The sequence below is a fragment of the uncultured Chitinophaga sp. genome (assembly GCF_937898475.1).
Classification (GTDB): Bacteria; Bacteroidota; Bacteroidia; order Chitinophagales; family Chitinophagaceae; genus Chitinophaga.
This window is the reverse complement of record NZ_CALEJS010000026.1, coordinates 237,299-258,228: the sequence shown is the minus strand read 5'-3', so window position 1 is coordinate 258,228 and position 20,930 is coordinate 237,299. Positions and strand designations below refer to the sequence as shown.

Below are 20,930 nucleotides of genomic sequence, written 5' to 3'. Positions count from 1 at the left end.
AAAGTTAGAAGAACCACTGTACCGCTAAAAGATGTACTTCGTCGTTAGCTTACAATTACAGTTCCATCTTGTGAAATTCATAATAATGATACAGGTCATCATAAAGGCCTTGCCAGCCGTCATGCGGTAAATAATCTTCCACTTGTACATCACTAAAAGAGCTAACAAACACTTTACTGTCAAAATCAATGTAAAAGCTCATACTAGCGATTTCACTTTGTGTGAGTTCATTGGAAGTTACCTTATCTGCCTGAATTGCTGTCATAAACTGATCAATACTCTCATCTGAAACAATTAAAATATTATTCCGGAAAACAAAATCCCATTTGGAAGGGTCGTAAGTGGGATCGTATTTTTTATAGTTTAGTATCCAATACGCGATAGGCATTAAATATAATGAGCATTGGTCGTTATATTTGATACAGCCTAAAATAAAATTTTCTTCAAACTTCTGTTTAATATTCATTTTTAATTATCCTAACTTAATTAATGTTACAAAAACTTATATTTATGGTGAATGATGTTTTCTTTCATGAGGATTACTATAGACAAATAGAACTTATACCAGAAGAAAATTACTTTAAAACACTCAGAAATTTAGGTCAAACACCAACGGACGAGAAAAATTTCAACGGATTCAGCAAGATGACGATTAGAGATTGCACGATGGACAAGGTAATGGAAGAACTGTGCAGTATCAGACATGAACTAAAAGCCATTGGAATAAATATCAACCAAATGACCAGGGTGTTTAATACCTATCCTGAACACAAACGGAGAGAAATATCTGCCCGACTGAGTTTTCAGAAATATATGGCTATTGAAGCTCAGGTTGACCGATTACTGGAAACCGTTAGTAAGTTGGCTGTAAAGTGGTTGAGTAGCGATAAGCCATAAAGTATGATAGCCGTTATCTAAACGGATAGTTTCCGCAAGATGACTAGAAATTCATCATCTTACACCTATTGAGTAGGAAATTTAGGAATATACCCAAAAGAGCATTTTCTTATCATTGACACATAAAAAACGGTTGTTATATTTGATTGATGAGCAAGGTACAAATATTATTTCTCATGGCGCTATTGACCGTTTCGAGCTGTTCCCCTAAGACAACGGGAATATTAGAAACTTATAACGGTTTGCCGATAACTGATCTATGTGATTTGCCTAATTATCAGGGCCGAAAAGTCTATTTAAAGTGCAGTTATAGTGGAATTGAAGAATATTGGTCTCTAGGCTCCCTGAAATCAAAAGAATGCTCAAGCAGTTTGCTGGTTAACCTGGACTTCAGCAATGACTATAAAATGCCGTCCAGATTTGAGCATGCTTTAACAAACGTTCATAATAGTTATTGGAATTCATACTTATTAATAGAAGCATTAGGTACATACGAAACAAAGCAAGAAGGTGGATATGGGCACCTGGGAACCAATAAATCGAGGTTTGTAATAAGCGAAGTCATAAATATGAAATTAGTGCATAAGTGAAAAGCTGAATATGCTATTGGCCGGTTCTGATCCTTGATTTGCATACAACTTTCTGGGCTTTGCATACACCTGTTAAAGTATTCTCAGCGAACTTTGGCCTATTAAAATCAATAGTATGATAACAAAGAAAATGAATCTGGGAAGCGAAGGTCTGGTTGTGCCAATTATAGGTTTAGGCTGTATGGGTATGACCGGTTTTGAAGAAGGAAATATGTATGGAGAGGCAGATGAGCAGGAAGCTATTGCCACCATTCACCGGTCGCTCGAATTAGGAGGCAACTTTTTAGACACTGCCGATTTGTACGGCCCTTTCAAAAATGAACAGTTGATTGCTAAAGCAATACATGGTAATAGGAATAAATATATTATCGCGACGAAATTCGGCTGGGAAATTGATGATAACAACAAAGTGACGTGGGCCATTAATGGCAAAAAAGAATATGTGAAAAAAGCGGTGGAACGTTCGCTCAAAAATCTTAATACAGACTATATTGACCTGTACTATATGCACCGGCTTGATAAAACCACTCCCATCGAAGAAACCGTTGCGGCAATGAGCGAGCTGGTGAAAGAAGGAAAAGTGGGTTACCTGGGATTATCAGAAGTATCTTCCGAGACGGTAAAAAGAGCGCACGCAGTTCACCCTGTTACGGCGGTACAAAGTGAATATTCTCTATTTGAGCGGACAACAGAAGAACGTGGCATACTGAATACCTTGAAGGAACTTGGAATAGGTTTTGTCGCTTATTCTCCATTAGGCCGTGGGTTTTTATCCGGACAGATCAGAACCATAGATGACTTACCGGAAAATGATTTCCGCCGCGCCATACCCCGTTTCCAGGAAGCTCATTTCTACAAGAATATCGAGCTGGTTAAAGCAATTGAGGCAATGGCCGGGGAGAAGAACGTAACCTCATCACAGCTGGCCCTCGCCTGGATTATGAATAAGGGCATCTTACCTATTCCGGGCACCAAACGAAGAAAATATCTGGAGCAAAACATAGCGGCCACCCAAATTGAATTAACTGAAGCTGATATGTCGAGGCTCGAAAGCATTGTGCCGCTGGGTACTGATACCGGTGATCCATATGATGAGTTTAGTATGGGGCTGATTGATTAGCGTATATATTAAAAAGTTTAAATTAGATTATGAATACCATCAGATCTGTCTCAGAATTTCACCGGCTACTTTCTTTACCAGAGCCTCACCACCCATTGGTAAGTGTGATCAATTTGGCGGAAAGTATTTTTTTGGAAGATGATGTATGGAACGGGTTTGTGAATAGCTTTTATTGTGTTGCCCTCAAAAGGGGAGCCAAAGGCAAAATACGATATGGTCAGCAACATTATGATTATGACAATGGTGTTTTAAGCTTTACTGCACCTAACCAGGTGCAATACCTGGATATAAGCACTGTAGAATGCGGATCAGGTTACCTGCTTATATTCCATCCTGACTTTCTGCTGGCCCATCCTCTGGCAAGCAACATCAACAGCTATAACTTCTTCTCTTATACTGTAAATGAGGCGCTGCATCTTTCTGCTGAAGAAGAAGATGATCTTATCACAATATTGAACAAGATCGACAAGGAATGCCAGCATATTGATAAATACACACAGGAAATTATCTTATCGCAAATTGAGTTGCTGCTCAAGTATTCCAACCGATTTTACGAGCGGCAGTTTATCACCCGGAAAAATCACAATCATCAGTTACTTGCCAAATTTGAACGCCTGCTTGATGAGTATTTTGACAGCAGCATGACCACTCCACCGGAACGCTTAACGGTACAACGTATGGCCGAACTCATGAACCTGTCTCCAAACTACCTGAGCGATCTGCTGCGCATGCATACCGGACAGAATACACAACAGCATATACATCAGAAGTTGATTGAAAAGGCAAAGGAAAAACTATCTACTACCAATTTATCGGTAAGTGAAATTGCTTATACATTAGGCTTTGAACATGCACAATCGTTCAGTACGCTATTTAAAAAGAAGACTAATTTGTCACCTCTTGAATTCCGGCAGACATTTAACTGATGGTTGGGAAATGTGTTTATCCAGATCTATGACTTTTTATTAAATGTACTCCTGAGCAGATCTGCCGGTTTCCTCCTTCAACAGGTCGTACCAGCCTTCCCAGTCAGTAATAGTGGTAAGAGAACCCGTAATCCGTATAAAGCGCAACTGGCCCCTTCTTCCCAATTTTACAGCAGAAACATATAATATGGAAACACGACAATTAGGAACCTCCGGGTTAGAAGTGTCTAAACTTGGATTCGGCTGCATGGGATTAAGCCATGGCTATGGTCCGGCAACAAATGAAAACGACGCCATTGCACTTATTCGTAAAGCTCATGACCTGGGCATTACCTTCTTTGATACTGCAGAAGTGTATGGCCAGGGAGCCAATGAACAGCTGGTAGGGAAGGCATTACACGAAGTACGTGATAAAGTAATCATCGCTACCAAGTTTGGCTTTAGAAACGGTAAGAATACAGAGGGTCTGGATAGCCGGCCCAAACGCATCAGGGAGGTGGCGGAAAACTCGCTCCGGTATCTGCGAACCGATTATATCGACTTGTTCTATCAACACCGGGTGGATCCGGATGTGCCTGTTGAAGACGTTGCCGGGACCGTAAAAGATCTGATTGCCGAAGGCAAAGTAAAATACTTTGGTATGAGCGAAGCCGGTGCACAAAGTATACGCAGGGCGCATGCTGTACAACCGGTGGCAGCGCTGCAAAGCGAGTACTCCATGTTCTGGCGCGAACCTGAGAAAGAAATCATCCCATTGCTTGAAGAATTGGGGATTGGCTTCGTTCCGTTCAGCCCGTTGGGCAAAGGATTCTTAACCGGTAAGATGAATGCGGACACAAAATTTGAAAAAACCGATTGGAGAAATGTCCTGCCTCGTTTCAGTAAAGAAAACCGTGAAGCGAATCAAACCATTGTTGACCTTGTGGTAAAGATCGCGGAAGAGCATAACGCAACACCAGCGCAGATTGCATTGGCATGGCTGCTGGCGCAAAAACCATGGATCGTCCCGATTCCCGGAACCACAAAAATGACCCGCCTGGAAGAAAATACAGGCAGTGTCAATATCGCCTTAAACGATGATGATTTAGCCCAAATCAGTACGGCGCTGGACAACATCATACTTCAGGGAGAACGTTATCCGGCAATCCTGGCAAACCTGCAAGGCAAGTAAACAACTGCAGACCGGCAGGGGTGGCTGAATTACATTAAACCATCATGAATGGTTACAAAAAAGATAACAAAGCTGCCCCTGTTTTTGTATCTTTTACGGCTATGATTAAACAACCTATATTTCTTATTTTATGCTGTATAGTTACTATCTCCTCTTTCGGGCAGATCAACCTTGCCAGGCCATTCGAAGATTGCCGGATCAAAGGCAGCATCACCTTGTTTGACTACAAGGAGAAAAAATGGATATCAAGTGATATCAATGACAGCCATACCCCTACCCTGCCTGCATCGACCTTCAAAATAATAAATACCCTGATTGCGCTTGAATCGGGTGTAATTGCCGATGAAAACCAGGTCATTACCTGGCCCGGATGGACAGACACCGTTAAATATAGCTATCGTCCGGAAATTTATCATGATATGAGCATGAAGGAAGCCTTCAAGGCCTCAGCCGGCTGGGCATATGTGGAGCTGGCAAAGAAGATTGGCAAAGCTAAATATAAAGACTACCTGACGGCCAGTAAATACGGCAATGCAGACCTTTCTGTAAAGGATGACGACTTCTGGAATTTCGGGAATTTTGCAATTTCTCCTGCGAACCAGATCGAAATACTAATTGGTGTATATGAAGAAACACTGCCCTTCAAAAAAGCCTCCTTTAAGATACTCAAGGATATGATGATTGAACAAAAAACAGCGGATTATACATTAAGGGCAAAAACAGGATGGACAAGAGACCACGGTAAAGACACCGGCTGGTGGGTGGGCTACCTGGAACGTGGGGAACATATTTATTTCTTTGCAACCAGGTTGATTAAGGACAGAAGCGTGCCGAACCCGGATTTCGGAAAATGCAGGAAGGAAATTACGATAGAAGTTTTCAGGCAATTGGGAATAATTTAAAAAAGTATACCCAATAGCTCCTCCTCAGCTAAGGCACGCTATTGGGTATACAGACCTACAGCCCTTTATTGAACGCCAGCAAAGACGCTGTCGGATTACTAACAGCCTCCTGTATATCCCCGGTTTAAGAGAAATGTTCAATTCTTACCGTTAAATGTATAAGTAGGCATGCCTGTTTAAAATACTTTGCCGCTAAACTGAATCTTTCGCCCAATTACCTGTCAGATCTCCTGAATAAATTTACCGGTAAAACCACACAGGAACATATCCATCTTCAGCTGGCAGAGAAGGCCAAAACGATGCTTCGAGGTACGGGAAAATCAATAAGCGGGATTGCCTATGACCTGGGGTTTGAACATCCTTCGCATTTTACGAAATTATTTTAAAGTAAAGTTGGGCTTAGCCCCCAAAGCTTACAGAAGCCTCCACCAATAGGATTGGGTAAAAGTAAATAACCCGCTCTATTTCACCACCTCACTCACCAGAATTACAGGAACAGCATTGGTGTAGTTTGCAATGTCCGCACGGATTTTATCAATATTTGGCGCGATTGCGGATTGGTATTCACTTAAGCTTTTTACATAAAAGGCTCCGATAGCCATAAAAGGTAAAGGCTGGTTGGGCGCGCCGGCAGAAAGTCCTTTTTCAATAGTATACTTCACCAGGTTTTCACCTAAATAAGCCGCCACCATGGGCATGTGCCTGGTTTCGTAGTATTCCATATTGAAAGTCTTACCTTCAGCATAGGGATACATGACAGATATCTTAGTCAAGCCCTTTTCCTGGCCGAATGCAAACAAGCTGGCAGTTACCAGCAATAAGGATAACAGTAATTTCTGCTTCATGATCATTTATTTTTAGTAAAAAGAGGCTGTATTGTACTGCTTGCAAATACAGCCTCCTTTCTTCAGTTACGATCTTATTTCACCAGCCTCCCCTGCTCTGCCAGGGTGGATGTTGATGGCAGCGTTACGCCCAGATAGCTTGCATAGTGCATCACCTGGTGCTGGTAACCTGCCTGCTGAAAGAAGTCTTCAAAGGTATTCTGTGTGTACTGGCTGTCGATTTCCGCTAAAAAGGTTGTATAATGTTTTGTCTGCTGGGTATAGCCGTATATCATGAAGGCGCCGGCCAGCGTGGCAAAGGCCTCCGCCAAATTTACGGTTTTCCCCTTGTACGTAACAGATATTAAACGTGAGGCAGGACCACCAAGATACATTAAGGCGAGCTCCAGTATGGAACTGTCTACCGGGAACTTCGGCACAATGTCGTAAGTATTTTCATAGTGCCATGCGTTGGAAAGTTTGTTGTCCAGGTCTTGTGCAAATGGCTTGTTACCAGGCGCCGGAGCGGCAAAGGTAACCAGGGTGGTCTGGCTGGCGAAGGACGCATGTGTGTTGATAAAATAAGAAGCAAATACATTGGCTACATTCCCGCCCAGGCTGTGACCTGTAATGATCAGCTGCTGGTTGCTGTGCAGCGCATTGGCTTCCAGGTATCCAATGATAGTCGTTGTATCGGTGCTGCTGGTGGTGGCATTCTGCATCTCGTTTACCTGGGTAAATGCCCGGTTGGCGCCAGCAGTGATCTTGGCACCGGTGGTAGTTGGCGATACATAGCTCCAATCCACTGTAGTGATCACGTCCAAATCTTCCAGTACCCAGTTGGCAAAACTATCCCAGCTTACATCAAAAGGCGGCAGTGAACCGCGGATAGCTACTGCATGGATAGAGGCATCTTCATTGGCGGCAATAAAGGCATAGTTACCGTCAGTTGTTACCTGACCATTCCATACAATACTCCAGCCGGGAAGGTAGGTACCAATATTGGTTTGCGGATCATTATAGCTCAGGCCGCAAAGTAATACAGCGATTTGCTGGTTAGACAAAGTAGCAGGGCTACCATTGAGTGATGTCATGGTTCTTTTGAATTAGGGTGAATAAATTGAGGGACCTAAAGGGATCCATAGAATTGTCTCTTGTTGTGGCAGTTTTACGGGGAACAATTTAGTACATTTCTCCGAGAAAACTCCTTTTTAAAAGACACCACCCGTCTTACAGTTTATTTTTTTGCAGCCCGGATATAGCCCCGTGTAGTGGGGTATTTCATTTCTGTATGCAGACGCCGTTCACATTCTCCAGTGAGGCCGTATTACTCCGGGTTTTTAACAGTAAAAGTTTATTTCAACGTAACATCCAGGTAAACGGAATGACGCCCGTAAGTTTTATAAAATGGTTTGAAAACCACACCGTCTATCGTGAATACTAACTGTTCAGGATCACCTTTGATGGATCTGCTGATATCTTCCGCATCCAAAGTTATTTTACGCCATTCTTTTCTTGCTTCAGGCTCCTGCGCTGCCAGCAGGATAGGCCCGTAAAACAGGCTGGCGATGTTCTGCTGATCCATCACCGGGTCTAAATGGAATTGGAAGGGCATTGTCAGTTCTATCACATCCCCGTCTTTCCAGTTGCGGCTTATTTTCAGGTAGGAGCCTGGCCTGGCAGGCAGCTTTTGTGCTACACCATTGATCTTTACAAAGAATCCTTTGGTAGCCCAGCCAGGTACGCGCACATGGATATCAAATTTCCCACTGCCCTTAATCGTTAAACGGGTATTGTCTTCGTACGGAAAATTGGTTGTCTGGTCTATAGTTATCCCGCGCTCCGTCCATTCCAATGTTGAGGGGATATACAGGTTAACATAAAGCGCCTGGTTATCCCTGCTTTTAAAGTAAATTGAGTTCTGCAGCTTGGTACTGCTTTCCAATGCTGTGCCGTTACAACAGGTGAAGCCCGTCATATCCGGGTTGCCAAATTGCTTGACAGACCCTGGCCGCAATGGAATATGATAGGTGTTGGCAGGCGTGTGTTCAGCTACAGAAGCCAGGATATCGTTGTACAAGGCGCGCTCGTAATAATCCATCAGGTCTGCACGCTGATCAAAGAGAAAGAGGTCGCCCGTCAGTTTCAACATGTTATAGGTAGCGCAGGTCTCATTTTGTCCACCGGCAGCGAAGCCGTTTTCATACAATGTGCCTGGCTGACTGATAAAACATTCTGCATTGTTGGGATTACGTGCACCGGCAACGCCGCCGATGCTGTACATATAGTCATTGACCATTTTGTACCAGAAGTTATCCGCCACTTTATAATATTCCGGGTTATTGGATACCCGGTACATTTCGATACTTCCTACAATCTGCGGTATATGCTGATTGGCGTGCAGTCCACGGAAGAGATCCACGTTCCTGGCCAGGCCATGTGAATGTGCAGTATCGCCAAAGAACACCCTGATATTATCGAACAACTGCGCTGTCTTCAGGTGTTCCTGTTTACCGGTAAGGCGGTACAACCGGGCCATTGCTTCATTCATGCCTCCAAACTCGCCAGCAATGTAGGTATTCCACATTTTTATAAGAGTATCCGTGGGCAGCTTGCTTAGCCGGGCATATACCCATTCACCCATGCCATCTGCAATGGCAAGCGCTTTTTTATTGGCGCTCACTTCATATACATCCATTAAGCCAGCCAGTATCTTGTGCAATGTGTAATACGGCGCCCAGATCTGGTTTTTCTGTCCTCCGTACTTAGCGCCCTGCTCCAGCATGATAAACTGATCCGGCGGATACGCGCTGATAAATCCTGTTCCCCAGTTCCAATAGTCGGTACGGATGCCCTCATCACTCAGGTCTGAATCAAAAGCTGATTTGCCGGGACCGTATGGTACTGCTGCCGGATCGGATACATGCGGACCGCCTGCTTCTTTTGCCTTTCCGGATAATTGCGATAGATCATAAAGCACATTTACCATATACTCCATTTTACCGGCGAAATTGGCCTGCAGGGCCTTGTCATATCCTGTACCGGCGTAAGCCTGTGCAATTGCGGTGAGGTAGTGGCCTGTGGCGTGCCCTCTTAATTTTGTATCCCGGCTGTCCCATACACCCAGTGGCTTCGCGCCTTCGGGTTGTTGCTGACCAAAGGCATGGCGGAACATATAGAGAAAGGAGTTAGGATCGGTTTTGGCCAGTGTGTTAATAAACTTATCACGGTTTTCAATAAACTGGGTTTCATGCCCCTGCGCATCTGTTTTCAGCGTTACCTGTCCCAGCTCAAAGGCTGCCAGCTTTAAGCCCGGCGTAGCGGATCTGGCAGGCGCCTTTACGGTGACAAATGCCTTTGGCTGAAAATTGGTTCCTGCCACCCGCCCGGTAATGGTATAGGATCCTGGCTGAAGCACCGCGCTGTTGTCTGTTGCAGCAGGCCATACTACACGTACTTTGGGACCTTTGTCTTTCATTTCATCCCGGTAAGTACCTGGTACGTAACTGGGTAACCTTGGCAGATCACCTACAGTTGTTTCCACTTTCACATCAGACACCTGCACTAAATATTTATTATAAAGCTGAGCCGTTTCCGGAGAAAAGCGGGGAAGGTCATCTTCCGCACGGCTTCCCCTGGTGTTGACCGAGCCTTCATTAATGTTGCGGTTCCCCCGGGCATTGTTATAAATGCCGGCCACCTGCCGTGCACTCAGGGGAACGCGGTAAATACGAAAATCATGTACCAGGGCATTGAGGTTGGGACTTCCCGGCGATAATGACTTCCCGATATACAGCTGCGCTTCCCGCGGCTGCTGACCGAAAACATCTGTCAACTCCACAGGGATATCTGTCGCCCTGCCCACCGGTTTACTATCAACATAAGTGGTCAGCAATTTTGAAGGGATATCTATTACTATAGCGAGATGCACCCATTTATTGGTTGGTATTGCGGGAGCAAGGGCCCCTTTTGTATCGCCCTTCCCTGCTGTTACCAGTGCCTGGTAACCTTCTGCGGCACCGGAGCCCGCAGGAGCGGCAAAAAAGTGCCTGGCGGCATCCTTTCCGAAATCAAAGAAGTGCTGGCCCGCCTGCTTTGAACGCAGGTAGATCCAGCCTGATATACTGAGCGATTCTAAATCGGTTAATGCTTCTCCCGGGATCGCCAGGAAAGTATTGTTATCACCCGGGAGCGACAATACTTTTCCAAAGCGGTTATCATTCACAAACTGAACGGCCCCCTGCACCCTGGCATGCAGGTTATTTCGGGACCAGTCCCTGGCATCCCCGTTAAACACATAACGTGCAATCATTCCTGTTTCACCAATGCCATCCAGTATCTGGTCTCCGTTCTGTGCATGGGCCGTTAAAAGGCTCCCGGTCAGAACAGCAGCAAACAGCATGGCACACAAGCATACTTTGGACACTTTCATAGTTGCAATTTTCATCAATCTTATATAGCTAACCGATTATAAAGCCATGAAACTATGAAGAGTTGGTGTGTTTGAGTGAATATATTTTATCCAATGATCAAATGATATTAACATGTATGCCCGCTTCATATTATTGTTACGGAGCGGCATTGGCGAGGGCTTTTGAAGCTGCAAACTGTTTCCGGAAACTCGTAAGGGGCACTCCCTTCTGCTTTTTGAAATATTTATTCAAATGGCTTTCATCGGTGAAACCAAACTCCAGGGCAATTTCGTTCACACGCATGTCACTGAACTTCAACCGGTGTTCAATGAGCCGCATTTTATACTGGGTAATAAAATGCTGCAGCGTTTCACCGGAATGCCGCTGGAAGTACTGCCCGATATAGCCGGCAGAAACGCCAAAGGCCTTCCCGATGGCGGCTGCCTTTAATTTGGCGGGATCGAATATATGATCTTCTATGTAATGGATGATATCCAGCAGTTTCTTGTCCGTATTCTCCGAGGCTGCCGGGGGCCCCGCTTTCTCAATATTGCGGGCTGCAATAACGATCAGGGCATTCACGAAATGCTTTATAATATCTTCCTGGTAAAGGTCCGGATGATCCAGCGAATGCAGCAGCGACTTAGTAATAGCCTGTACCAGTACATTGTCAGCCGGTAATTTCATAATGCAGCCACTAAAGTGACGGGCATAGTACAGGATGCATTCCATCTGGTTCATCTTCTTCCATTCAAAGGCGCGGATATAACTACTGCTGAAACGCACCATCAGGAATTCTGCGGGCTGCTCCAGCTCAAAGTGATGAACATCGTCCGGAGTAAGCAGGATCACGCTGCCCGGTTTAAATGCAGTACGATGAGCATCCAGCCCCAGGTAACCCTTACCGCTCACTACAATACAGATCTGGAAGAAATTATTCTTACAGTCTACATGGGATATTGCCTCCATATGCTGGCGGATCACTTCCAGTGAGGTATGCATTGTTGCCCTTACCATATTGTAAAAGTACCCTTTTTTATAAAAGATGTACCGATTTTTAGAAAAACACCGGTATAATTTAGCCAACTCATTCTACAACCATGCAAAATCAGGATCAAGGACAATTAACGAACTGGCGCGCGCTGATCACCATCTGCCTGGCGGCGCTCATGTTTGGATTAGAGATCACCAGCGTTCCGGTTATTCTTCCCACACTTGAAAAAGCACTGGGCAGTAACTTCAGCCAGCTGCAATGGATCATGAACGCCTATACCATTGCCTGTACGATGGTGCTGATGGGCACAGGTACCCTGGCAGACCGTTTCGGGCGTAAAAAGGTGTTTATTGCCAATGTCATTGGCTTTGGCATCACTTCCATTATTTGCGGTGCGGCTGGTAGTACGGAATTGCTGATCGCCAGCCGTTTCTTCCAGGGTATGACCGGCGGGGCCATGTTCATTTGCACCATTGCGCTCCTCTCTCACCAGTTCCCGGACGGGCCGCAACGAAGCAAGGCTTTTGCCGCCTGGGGGATCATCGCCGGCATCGGGCTGGGTTTCGGACCGATCATCGGCGGCATCATCAGCGAAACGATCAACTGGAGGTGGGTATTCCTGGTACATGGGGGGCTCGCGCTGGGAACGGTTCTACTTGCCAGGCCGTCTATTACCGAATCGAGGGATCCCCATGCTGCCAGGCTGGATCTAACCGGGATACTGCTGCTGTCCGCCGCGGTGTTCGCCCTCACCTATTATATTACGCAGGGACCTGAAAACGGTTTTAGCAGCAGCTTTTCCCTGCTGGTACTGCTGGCCGCCGTGCTGCTGGTGATACTGTTTATATTGGCAGAGCTTCGCCAGCCCTATCCGATGATCGACTTTAAGGTATTCAGGGTACGACAGTTTACGGGAGCGATCATGGGCTGCATCGGGATGAATTTTTCCTTCTGGCCGCTGATGGTCTTTCTTCCGCTCTATTTCCAGGCAGTGCTGCATTATGATACACTGACCACCAGTATGTGCCTGTTGGCCTATACGGTACCCACCCTGCTGTTTCCACCTGCAGGCGAGCGCCTCATGCTACGGTATGGCGCCGGACGTGTGATCCCGGCTGGTCTTCTACTGATCGGCACCGGCTTCTTTACCATGTATGCCGGCGGAATAGCCGGCTGGCAGCTCCTTCTAACAGGCTGCGTATTAGCCGGCAGCGGACTGGGAATGGTGAATACGCCGGTTACGAATACTGCCACGGCTGCGGTTCCGGGAGATCGTGCAGGCATGGCTTCCGGGATAGACGTCAGCAGCCGGCTGATCACCCTGGCAATCAATATTGCGCTGATGGGCTTCCTGCTAGTGCAGGGCACCTTTTCTTACCTGGAAGATGCATTACCGCTGGCCACACCGGATCAGCTCTTTGCATTATCCAAACAACTTGTAGCCGGCAGCCTGACAATGGAACAGGTAATGAATACCGAAACACTAATGGGCATCTCTCAGCAAAAGGTTTTCGGCAAAGCGCTGGAACAGGGCTTCGGTAGAGTCTTTTTGTACGGAGGCGCGGGCGTATCCATGCTTGCGCTGATCAGTTTCCTGATCTTTAATCCGCAAATAAAAAAGAAAACAGATTAGCGTTTGGTTGCCTGTCCCCGTTGCAACGGTTAGCGCTTTATACGTTTCCTGATCCGGCTCAGGGAGGGATTGGTAATGCCCAGGAATGATGCGATATGGTATGCCGGAATACGGTCTATAATGTTCGGATGTTCTTCCAGCAACCGCAGGTAGCGTTCTTCATGCGAAAAGAACATAAATTCTTCCGTGCGGCTTTGCGCGTAGGAAAAGAACAATTCTGCCAGCAGACGGCCAAATTTTCCCCAGTTGGCATTAGATTCATAAAGGGCGTTGAGATCCCTGTAGGAGATAAATACAATTTCAGAATCCTCCATGGCTTCTATGAAGTACCAGCAGGGACTTCTGGAGATAAAGCTTCTGAAAGAAACAACGAATTGGTTTTCAGAGAAAAAGAAAAGGTTTTTATCTTCTTCCGTTTCCGGGTCATGATAATATATCCGGAAGATCCCTTTTACTACCAGGCCAAGGTCATTGCAAACCATGCGCTGCATGTTGAAAAAATCGCCTTTGCTGATGCTCCTGGCCTTCCAGAATGGCTGACTGTCGGCAATGTCTTTATCCGTTAATGCCGCAAAATTTTTCAGATGCTGGGCCACAATTTCGTTCTTATCGGTCATTGATCTACGTATTAATGAAGTATAAAAATACCGGACAAAACGGTTCAAAGTTCAGTAATTTTTCAGAATATGATTTTAACTTAAGTTAAAATTCACTGAAACGAGATATCTTTCTGCATGCTGCACCGGGAATTTGAAGCGCCTGAAGCGCTACAGGATACCATAAAATGCTTCTGGTATAACAGGGCAGATTTCAAGATGGAGTCTCCTGGTTTCGAGGTACTTCCTGGTGGTTACACAGAGATCATTTTTCATTTCGGCAGTGGATGCAGGCCGGGACATACTGCTTGATTTTAATATGGACGCCCCGCTTAAAACACTGGCAACTGAGTATGGCGACCGGATGATGTATGTTCAGGGGCGGGCAAAGGAACAGCCAGGACTGAGCGCTGTGCTGGTACGGCCGGATGGGGTGATTGCCTGGGCTTCTGATAAAGCCCCGGACCAACAGGAATGCCGGAAGGCAGCCGTCCGCTGGTTTGGCTCCGCGAATACGAGTGAGAAAACTCGCGATTTAACGATATAGCGTGACCAGGTTTTTAACATGCATGGAGTGAACGCCTACAACAATTTGCTATTTACATCCTTCAAAAGTATTTACTGCAGCTGTTTTCCGGGGATCAACCTGGCTCCCCTCTCCTGGTTCACAACGCTTCTTTAAGCCCGGGCATACATTTTGGCTCATACCTGGCATCCTGACCAGGTACATATTAGGCCTTTAAGCGGCTGTAATTTATTAAACACATTTTTATGAAAAAGTTTGCACTCAGTTGTACAGTGTTACTCACTGCATTCGCATTTAGTACAAAAGCCCAGCACCAGGAGCATGCCGGGAAGGAAGTAACCGTTTATCCACCAAAGGTGCTTTTCACAAAGCAGCTTCCTGCCGGTCTGCAGAAAGAAGAAACGCAGGTAGTGCTGGTAAGATATGCCCCCGGCGAAGTATCTCATGCTCACAGACACCCAATGGCAACGATTGGATATGTACTGGAAGGTGAGATAGAATCTACATTTGAAGGAGTAAAGCATGTTTACAAAGCAGGAGATGTTTTCTGGGAAGAACCCGGCGGCCTGCACAACCAGACCCGCAACCTGAGCAAGACAAAAGAAGCCAGGTTTGTAGTGTTCTTTGTAGGTGCTACCGGCAGTCCTGTACTGATTCCCGAAACGGCTAAGAAGTAAACCTATACAGGCAAGGCACGCATTCATCGCAACAGTGTTGCCTTGCCTGTATGAATATCTATGATAGCCCCGTTTGCTGCTCAGGCATCCGGTATCTCCGGCTCCACCAGCTTAGCCAGTTTTTCCAGCGATTCCTGCCAACCCAGATAACACATTTCTACAGGTATTACAGCGGGGATCCCCTCCTGCGTAATTTTAACCTCGGTACCTGCAACGGTCTTCCGCAGCGACACAGTGACCGTCATTTCTTCCGGCACATTGGGATCGTCAAATTTATCCGTATACTTCAGGAATTCATTAGGCTTGAGCTCCAGGTAGGTTCCACCAAATGAATGGCCATTACCGGTAGAAAAGTTATGGAATGACATCTTATGTGTTCCTCCTACTGTTGCATTCAATTCATGAACGGTGCAGAGAAATCCATAAGGAGGTAACCAGGATGCGATGGCGGTAGCCTCCGTAAATGCCCGGTATACTTTTTCCGGGGTTGTTTTCAGCATCCTGTGTAAATAAACAGTGTTGTTTGACATGATATCTGTTTTTTGTTCATAGCAAAGATGCAAAGAAGATAATAACCAGATGGAGGGCGCTTAAGACAATTAAAGGGTTATTTGCGACCTGCCCGGTCTTGTGTGTTCCCAAAGAACAATACATATCCATCGGCATCCTGCACTTCAAATCCGCGCAAACCATCATCGTCATTATCCTGCAGCGGTTGAAAAAATTCAACGTTACGCGAGATGAACTCTTCAGCCAGCGCGTCAGGGTCCGGAACATGAAGATAAGCATCCCAACGGGCAATACCCTTTTTTATATCGCGCGTATAATTGGGAACAGGTGTTACCCCAATGTCTTTCAGGAGGATCATCGCCGCACCGCGTTGTACAATCCCAAAGAAAATATCATCTTCAGCAGGCCCCTGGAAGGTAACATCGAACCCAAGGCGGTCGCGGTAAAAACTTAATGCAGCGGGAACATTCCTTACAATAAAGAATGGCGCTATGCCAGAGATTGCAGCCTTTTTCATATAAGTTTTCCGAACTTTTATGTTAAACGTATCGGCTCCTGCAACAATTTACTAAAGCCCCGTCAAACAAAACCCATTTATTTCAATTGCGTATCTTAGCATCCATGGAATCCAAGGGTTTAAATATCTCTGTTCTTCGTTACCGTACCAAAGCCCCCAATCCCAGAGCCAGGATCTTGCTGGAGTTCCGGAAGAGTAAACGGTCAGGGCAGCGCCAGGGAAAATGACAGTAGCTGATCTTTCAGCAGCACATATAATACCCCGTTATGGAGATAATAGGACAATACTTTCCGTTTATCCAGCGGAAGATGCAAACTTCCTGCGTAGCTTCCGTCTTCTATACGATAAGCGTCCAGCACAGGCTGCTGCCTGAAGGTAGTTGCATCTTCGTTATCTGCCCGGAGATCGGACTCTATAAACAGCAGCCGGTCATCCGCAAAGGCCCGCTTATTCACTTTTACACGGGGAGCAGTGGCATATAGCTTTTGTACATCGCCATCGCCCTGGCTGGCAACCTCAATACCGCTGTTAAAAACGGTATCGATCGTATGTTGTTGGTAGCGCAGGCTCAAATTGCTATCCATGCAGTAAATGCCATTCTCAAAATAGGGTATATACAACAGGCGGTCTCTCCCTGCATTACTGCATAAGATCCCGTCAGTGGAAAAACCCGCATCTGCCTTTTCAGATAAAAGATCGCTGTGCCGGCGGTCGCCGCTACGGGTGTTAATCTGCATAAACACAGGTTTAAAACTACCTGGCTCAAATCCTCTTATCACCACCAGCGAATCTGACAACTGCAGTGACTTCAGGAAAGGCCCTTCCGACAACCGCAGCGCATTAAAGGTTGCTGCATGCCAGTCCGCAAAGAACATTGTAGCACTGTTATACTCATGAATATAAAGGTGATTGCCGTCTGCAAAAAAATTAACGGGAGGTTTGAGTGGCTTGCCCACATGCAGTTTTATGGTGTCGCTGACACGCAGGTGGCTGTCCAGGCGGTATACCTGCCGGTGTGAAGGCTCAGATAAATAAAGATGCGCGCCTGATCCGAATAAACGTTCAGCAGCAAACGGCAGTTCATAAGACAAGTGCTTCCGGACTGTTATGTTGAGCCATTGCCTGTTAAAACCATTCTTTTTATTACCTGGTATACCAGACACTGCCAGCAGCACCAACAGGCAAAGCAGCGCTGCCATCACGGTACCGCTTACCAGTAATAATGTTCGTCTCATCATCCTGAATTAATATGGAAACCGGGCAGCATCTTCACTGCCCGGTTGTTTGGCATTAACATGTCATCACAGATCTGTAAGGAACACTTCTGCAACGTATGTATTCGTACCTGACTGGAATGTAGTTGCACAGCAGAAATATGCATTGCCACTACAATTGGCCGCGTTGTTAGGATTTGCTACACTTTTTACCGTGTTACCAAATGAGAGGATAAGATTACCGCCATAGGTGGCTGTACGGTCTGCAGGGAGCCCTGGAATCACTACCGTACGATAGCAGGCCGCCTCCGCCTTCTTTATAATAGTACCAGCATTAGTGGTAACGGTAAGTCCGATAGCTGCCAGGGCTACCAGCGCAGCAAAACTGAATCTGATTTTTTTCATGTTCATGTGAGTGTGCTTTTATGATTTAGGAATAACAACAGCCACAAGGGGCTGCCTCTGCTGATGCAGGAGCAGGGGAACCTGTTTTATTGATCAATAAAAGACTTAAGGCAACGAAACAACCCGCCTGCCCTGCCGGGCCTGATAGTCCTGCAGTATGATGGCGATCGCGGCGAGCAGGGTTAGTACAAAGTTCACCAGCAGATGCTGTTCCCAGCTTAACAGTTCAATGATCCCTCCGCAGCTGCAGGGCAGATCATAGGCGTAATGCAGCATCATGTACACATACCCGGTAAACAGGGTCAGTAAGAACAGCGATGCATATAAGCCTGCCAGCCGCGAACGTTTAAAGATGAGCAGTGCAGCTATCAGCAGCTCGCTCACCGGGATCAAAGCTACTGCTGCCTGCGGCATATGCTGCAGGAAGGGGGAACGGCCGATTTCAAAACTGAATTTATCGTAATGGATCAGCTTACTGAGGCCTGTATAAATCCAAAGTAACAGCAATACGGCGGTGATTGCTTCAATGGTTAAATTGAAAACACGGGCTTTCATAATAAAATATTCAATGTAGAAATAATAAAGCTGGCGCTTTAGTGTCTCATATCGGGCTTACATAAGCATTGAATTTTGATGACGTGTTAATTGCTTACTACCTACTTGATAAAAATAGTAAAACCGGCCGAGAATTACAATATCTTTTTTAGGCAGAGCAATATTGGGGTGCCATTGACACTTAATCATTGTTCATCTTGCCATGGTCGTAGCTGATAACCCTTGACAGCTGCCATGCCTTACCTTTTCTTTGCCACACCTGAACAAATTTATAGGTACCGCTGATGTGCTCTTCCTGGCCGGGATTGGTGTGGTAAAAACGATGAACTCCTATTTCCAGTGCGCCGTTATCCCCCAGCTTGTGGATCTCCAGCGAAGGCTTAACCAGCTCCCGCCGGATATGAGAATTCCTGGTGCACATTTCCCGCATGGATTGCATTTCCTCGTCCAAATAATGGAGCCCGCCCAGGTCGTGATAGAACTCAAAATCAGCGGTCAGATATCCCCTGTAGGTAACCGTGTCACAACGATTAAATGCACTGAAGAAAATACTGTCCTGCCTGTAAATTTCCTGATACAGCTCATCCTGTGATTGTCCATAGCTCTTTACCAATGTAGTGAAGATGATTGTCACGATGAGGATTATTCGTTTTGTCATTAAAGTGGAGGATTATTTGTTAATTGTTGTGGATATCGGAGCTATTTCAATTCCGCCCTGATCCTGCTTAAACTCACCTGTGTCATACCGAGGTAGGAAGCAATATGGCCCAACTGCACTCTTTGCAGCAATTCAGGGTCGGTGGCTATCAGCTCCTTGTAACGTTCCATAGCGGTTCTGCACTGCCTGAAAATAAGCCGTTCTTCTACTTTTATCAGTTCCTGCTCGGCAAATTTCCGTCCCCAGTTGGCAATATGGATATCTTCTTCAAAGAGCCTGCGCAGGTGGCCGGTTTGCATTTCATATAATTCACAGGGTTCCAGCAGCTGGATGTTTTCATATCCCTTTTTATCGTGTACGTAACTGTTCATGGAAATAACGGTGTCTCCTTCCTTGCCAAACCAGAAGGTCACTTCACTATCCGCTGTTGCTGCATAGGCCCGTACCATGCCTTTTCGTATAAAGTAAATGTTTGAGGCTACCTTATTAGCCCTGAACAGCAGATGCCCCCGGTTATAAGCAGTTTCCGAGATATGCGCCTTCAGCAGATCTCTGGACGCCTGCGGCAGCACGTATACATTGTCTAATATAGCATCAATGTTCATTTGCTGATAGTTATCTGGCTCCGCCCGGCAGGCGCTGAGGCGTTGTGGTTGGGCCTTCTACAAGGAGCGTTCCGTCATCGCCAATCTTCATCCTGTCAATAAAAACCACCCGCTGATCTCCTGTGGCGGTTGTACGGGCATGATATACGCAGAACATCTCTTTTCCGTCCGGCGAATAGGTAATGCTGTTATGCCCCGTGCCGGTTACCACCCCGCCCTTCTCTACATTCTTTTGCAGCACGGGATTGTTGGCAGCCTTGGTAAATGGCCCCAGCGGGCTTTTGGAAGTAGCATAGCCTACTGCATAGTTCCTGCCTCCAAAGTAATTGGCAGAGTACATGATGTAATACGTGTCTCCTTTTTTAAAGGTAACAGAACCTTCTGTCCACCGGCGGTTCACCTCTTTTGAAGTAACTGAGCGGCTTTCCCATTCTGCCTGTTTATCGTTCATCTTAACCGGGGGGCGCAACAGGAGCACCGGTGCTCCAATGGTACCGCTGAAATCAGGCTTTAGCTCAACGCCGTATACCCAGCTCTCCTCGATAGACTGGAACCATCCCTTCTTCCTTGCCCAGTCGGCAATTTCACTTTCTACGGCATGTTTGTAGCAACAGCGGGAGTAATACAAATAGGCCTTACCATCCTCTGTGAATAAGACATTGGCGTCAATAACGGGATAACCGGGATCGAAAACAGGTTTGTTGCTGATATCAATGAAGGGGCCCGTGGGGTTGTCTGCAACTGCCACTCCTATACGAAAGTTCTCTAATTCCTTATTGGGGTTTTCCTTCCATTGTGCACTGTAGAACATATAGAATTTACCGTTACGCTCGTATACTTCCGGCGCCCAATAGGCGCCGTTCCATGCGGCAGTTGAATCGCTCCAACCGTTCTTGTTACTGGCATAGTATACCTGGCCCTCGTTTTTCCAATGCACAAGATCAGTGGAAGAATAGGCGGCAAAGCCATTGCCGGCGGCACCACCGGTACCGTACATATAATATTTGCCGCCGTTTACATGCAGCACATAAGGATCCCCGAATTCAACCGCTAAGGGGTTCTGGTAGGTATCACCGGGAAGGGCTGCCTGTGCCGTCAACTTTGTGGTATTGATGGTCAGCAGCAGGGTACATCCAAGCAAAGTATTTACTATCCGCTTCATTACTGATATTTTAAAGAACAAGGAGCTTTGGCGGAT

General features: G+C 46.1%; 24 protein-coding genes. 10 read left to right on the top strand and 14 right to left on the bottom strand.

Annotated elements, in window-relative coordinates; all coding sequences use genetic code 11:
- Nucleotides 1-55 precede the first annotated feature (55 nt).
- The gene (locus tag Q0577_RS18420) at nt 56-466 is read right to left on the bottom strand and encodes a hypothetical protein (protein WP_298738823.1); all 411 of its coding nucleotides are present in this window, start codon (nt 464-466) and stop codon (nt 56-58) included.
- Nucleotides 467-489: 23 nt separating this feature from the next.
- Between Q0577_RS18420 and mobC the strand changes: the two genes are divergently transcribed.
- The 6 genes from mobC (at nt 490) to Q0577_RS18390 (ending at nt 5,992) form a co-directional block, all read left to right on the top strand.
- Nucleotides 490-897, top strand: a complete 408-nt coding sequence (gene mobC, locus Q0577_RS18415) for a plasmid mobilization relaxosome protein MobC (RefSeq protein ID WP_298738821.1) — start codon at nt 490-492, stop codon at nt 895-897.
- 705 nt (nt 898-1,602) lie between these two features.
- Nucleotides 1,603-2,607 carry an aldo/keto reductase gene (locus tag Q0577_RS18410; protein WP_298738818.1) on the top strand — a complete coding sequence of 335 codons (1,005 nt, stop codon included), beginning with the start codon at nt 1,603-1,605 and terminating at the stop codon, nt 2,605-2,607.
- 29 nt (nt 2,608-2,636) lie between these two features.
- The gene (locus Q0577_RS18405) at nt 2,637-3,533 is read left to right on the top strand and encodes an AraC family transcriptional regulator (protein WP_298738816.1); all 897 of its coding nucleotides are present in this window, start codon (nt 2,637-2,639) and stop codon (nt 3,531-3,533) included.
- Between the two features lie 187 nt (nt 3,534-3,720).
- On the top strand, nt 3,721-4,704 hold the full coding sequence (locus Q0577_RS18400) for an aldo/keto reductase (RefSeq protein ID WP_298738814.1): 984 nt from the start codon (nt 3,721-3,723) through the stop codon (nt 4,702-4,704).
- Between the two features lie 101 nt (nt 4,705-4,805).
- Nucleotides 4,806-5,606, top strand: coding sequence for a penicillin-binding transpeptidase domain-containing protein (locus tag Q0577_RS18395; RefSeq protein WP_298738812.1), 801 nt, complete (start codon nt 4,806-4,808; stop codon nt 5,604-5,606).
- 140 nt (nt 5,607-5,746) lie between these two features.
- Nucleotides 5,747-5,992, top strand: a complete 246-nt coding sequence (locus Q0577_RS18390; RefSeq protein ID WP_366884672.1) for a helix-turn-helix domain-containing protein — start codon at nt 5,747-5,749, stop codon at nt 5,990-5,992.
- Between the two features lie 75 nt (nt 5,993-6,067).
- Here the strand turns inward: Q0577_RS18390 and Q0577_RS18385 are convergent, their stop codons facing one another.
- The 4 genes from Q0577_RS18385 to Q0577_RS18370 form a co-directional block, all read right to left on the bottom strand.
- A complete protein-coding gene (locus Q0577_RS18385; RefSeq protein WP_298738810.1) occupies nt 6,068-6,451 on the bottom strand; it encodes an EthD family reductase in 384 nt (127 codons plus the stop codon).
- 74 nt (nt 6,452-6,525) lie between these two features.
- Nucleotides 6,526-7,524, bottom strand: a complete 999-nt coding sequence (locus tag Q0577_RS18380; RefSeq protein ID WP_298738808.1) for a lipase family protein — start codon at nt 7,522-7,524, stop codon at nt 6,526-6,528.
- Nucleotides 7,525-7,784: 260 nt separating this feature from the next.
- Nucleotides 7,785-10,862, bottom strand: a complete 3,078-nt coding sequence (locus tag Q0577_RS18375) for a beta-L-arabinofuranosidase domain-containing protein (RefSeq protein ID WP_298738805.1) — start codon at nt 10,860-10,862, stop codon at nt 7,785-7,787.
- A 136-nt stretch (nt 10,863-10,998) separates the two neighbouring features.
- Nucleotides 10,999-11,859 (bottom strand): AraC family transcriptional regulator, encoded by an 861-nt coding sequence (locus Q0577_RS18370; protein ID WP_298738803.1) that lies wholly within the window; start codon nt 11,857-11,859, stop codon nt 10,999-11,001.
- Between the two features lie 83 nt (nt 11,860-11,942).
- On the opposite strand from Q0577_RS18370, the gene Q0577_RS18365 reads away from it, so the two are divergent.
- Nucleotides 11,943-13,469, top strand: a complete 1,527-nt coding sequence (locus Q0577_RS18365; protein ID WP_298738801.1) for an MFS transporter — start codon at nt 11,943-11,945, stop codon at nt 13,467-13,469.
- Between the two features lie 29 nt (nt 13,470-13,498).
- Here the strand turns inward: Q0577_RS18365 and Q0577_RS18360 are convergent, their stop codons facing one another.
- Nucleotides 13,499-14,086: a Crp/Fnr family transcriptional regulator gene (locus Q0577_RS18360; protein ID WP_298738799.1), complete on the bottom strand. Its 588-nt coding sequence runs from the start codon at nt 14,084-14,086 to the stop codon at nt 13,499-13,501.
- A 117-nt stretch (nt 14,087-14,203) separates the two neighbouring features.
- Between Q0577_RS18360 and Q0577_RS27255 the strand changes: the two genes are divergently transcribed.
- The 3 genes from Q0577_RS27255 to Q0577_RS18350 all read left to right on the top strand — a co-directional run bounded on the left by Q0577_RS27255 (nt 14,204) and on the right by Q0577_RS18350 (nt 15,268).
- Entirely contained in the window at nt 14,204-14,377 is a 174-nt protein-coding gene (locus Q0577_RS27255; RefSeq protein WP_366884665.1) for a DUF6597 domain-containing transcriptional factor, read from the top strand.
- Nucleotides 14,378-14,384: 7 nt separating this feature from the next.
- A complete protein-coding gene (locus tag Q0577_RS18355; protein ID WP_298738797.1) occupies nt 14,385-14,612 on the top strand; it encodes a hypothetical protein in 228 nt (75 codons plus the stop codon).
- Between the two features lie 224 nt (nt 14,613-14,836).
- Entirely contained in the window at nt 14,837-15,268 is a 432-nt protein-coding gene (locus tag Q0577_RS18350) for a cupin domain-containing protein (protein WP_298738796.1), read from the top strand.
- 80 nt (nt 15,269-15,348) lie between these two features.
- Here the strand turns inward: Q0577_RS18350 and Q0577_RS18345 are convergent, their stop codons facing one another.
- The 8 genes from Q0577_RS18345 to Q0577_RS18310 form a co-directional block, all read right to left on the bottom strand.
- Nucleotides 15,349-15,798: an SRPBCC family protein gene (locus tag Q0577_RS18345; protein WP_298738795.1), complete on the bottom strand. Its 450-nt coding sequence runs from the start codon at nt 15,796-15,798 to the stop codon at nt 15,349-15,351.
- A gap of 77 nt (nt 15,799-15,875) precedes the next feature.
- Nucleotides 15,876-16,295: a VOC family protein gene (locus Q0577_RS18340; RefSeq protein WP_298738793.1), complete on the bottom strand. Its 420-nt coding sequence runs from the start codon at nt 16,293-16,295 to the stop codon at nt 15,876-15,878.
- A 203-nt stretch (nt 16,296-16,498) separates the two neighbouring features.
- The gene (locus Q0577_RS18335; RefSeq protein WP_298738791.1) at nt 16,499-17,530 is read right to left on the bottom strand and encodes a hypothetical protein; all 1,032 of its coding nucleotides are present in this window, start codon (nt 17,528-17,530) and stop codon (nt 16,499-16,501) included.
- A gap of 66 nt (nt 17,531-17,596) precedes the next feature.
- Nucleotides 17,597-17,914 (bottom strand): hypothetical protein, encoded by a 318-nt coding sequence (locus tag Q0577_RS18330; protein ID WP_298738789.1) that lies wholly within the window; start codon nt 17,912-17,914, stop codon nt 17,597-17,599.
- Nucleotides 17,915-18,019: 105 nt separating this feature from the next.
- Nucleotides 18,020-18,469 carry a MauE/DoxX family redox-associated membrane protein gene (locus Q0577_RS18325; RefSeq protein WP_298738787.1) on the bottom strand — a complete coding sequence of 150 codons (450 nt, stop codon included), beginning with the start codon at nt 18,467-18,469 and terminating at the stop codon, nt 18,020-18,022.
- A 181-nt stretch (nt 18,470-18,650) separates the two neighbouring features.
- A complete protein-coding gene (locus Q0577_RS18320) occupies nt 18,651-19,127 on the bottom strand; it encodes a nuclear transport factor 2 family protein (RefSeq protein ID WP_298738785.1) in 477 nt (158 codons plus the stop codon).
- Nucleotides 19,128-19,168: 41 nt separating this feature from the next.
- Nucleotides 19,169-19,732: a Crp/Fnr family transcriptional regulator gene (locus Q0577_RS18315; protein WP_298738782.1), complete on the bottom strand. Its 564-nt coding sequence runs from the start codon at nt 19,730-19,732 to the stop codon at nt 19,169-19,171.
- A 10-nt stretch (nt 19,733-19,742) separates the two neighbouring features.
- On the bottom strand, nt 19,743-20,894 hold the full coding sequence (locus tag Q0577_RS18310; RefSeq protein ID WP_298738781.1) for a glycoside hydrolase family 43 protein: 1,152 nt from the start codon (nt 20,892-20,894) through the stop codon (nt 19,743-19,745).
- Nucleotides 20,895-20,930: the final 36 nt, after the last annotated feature.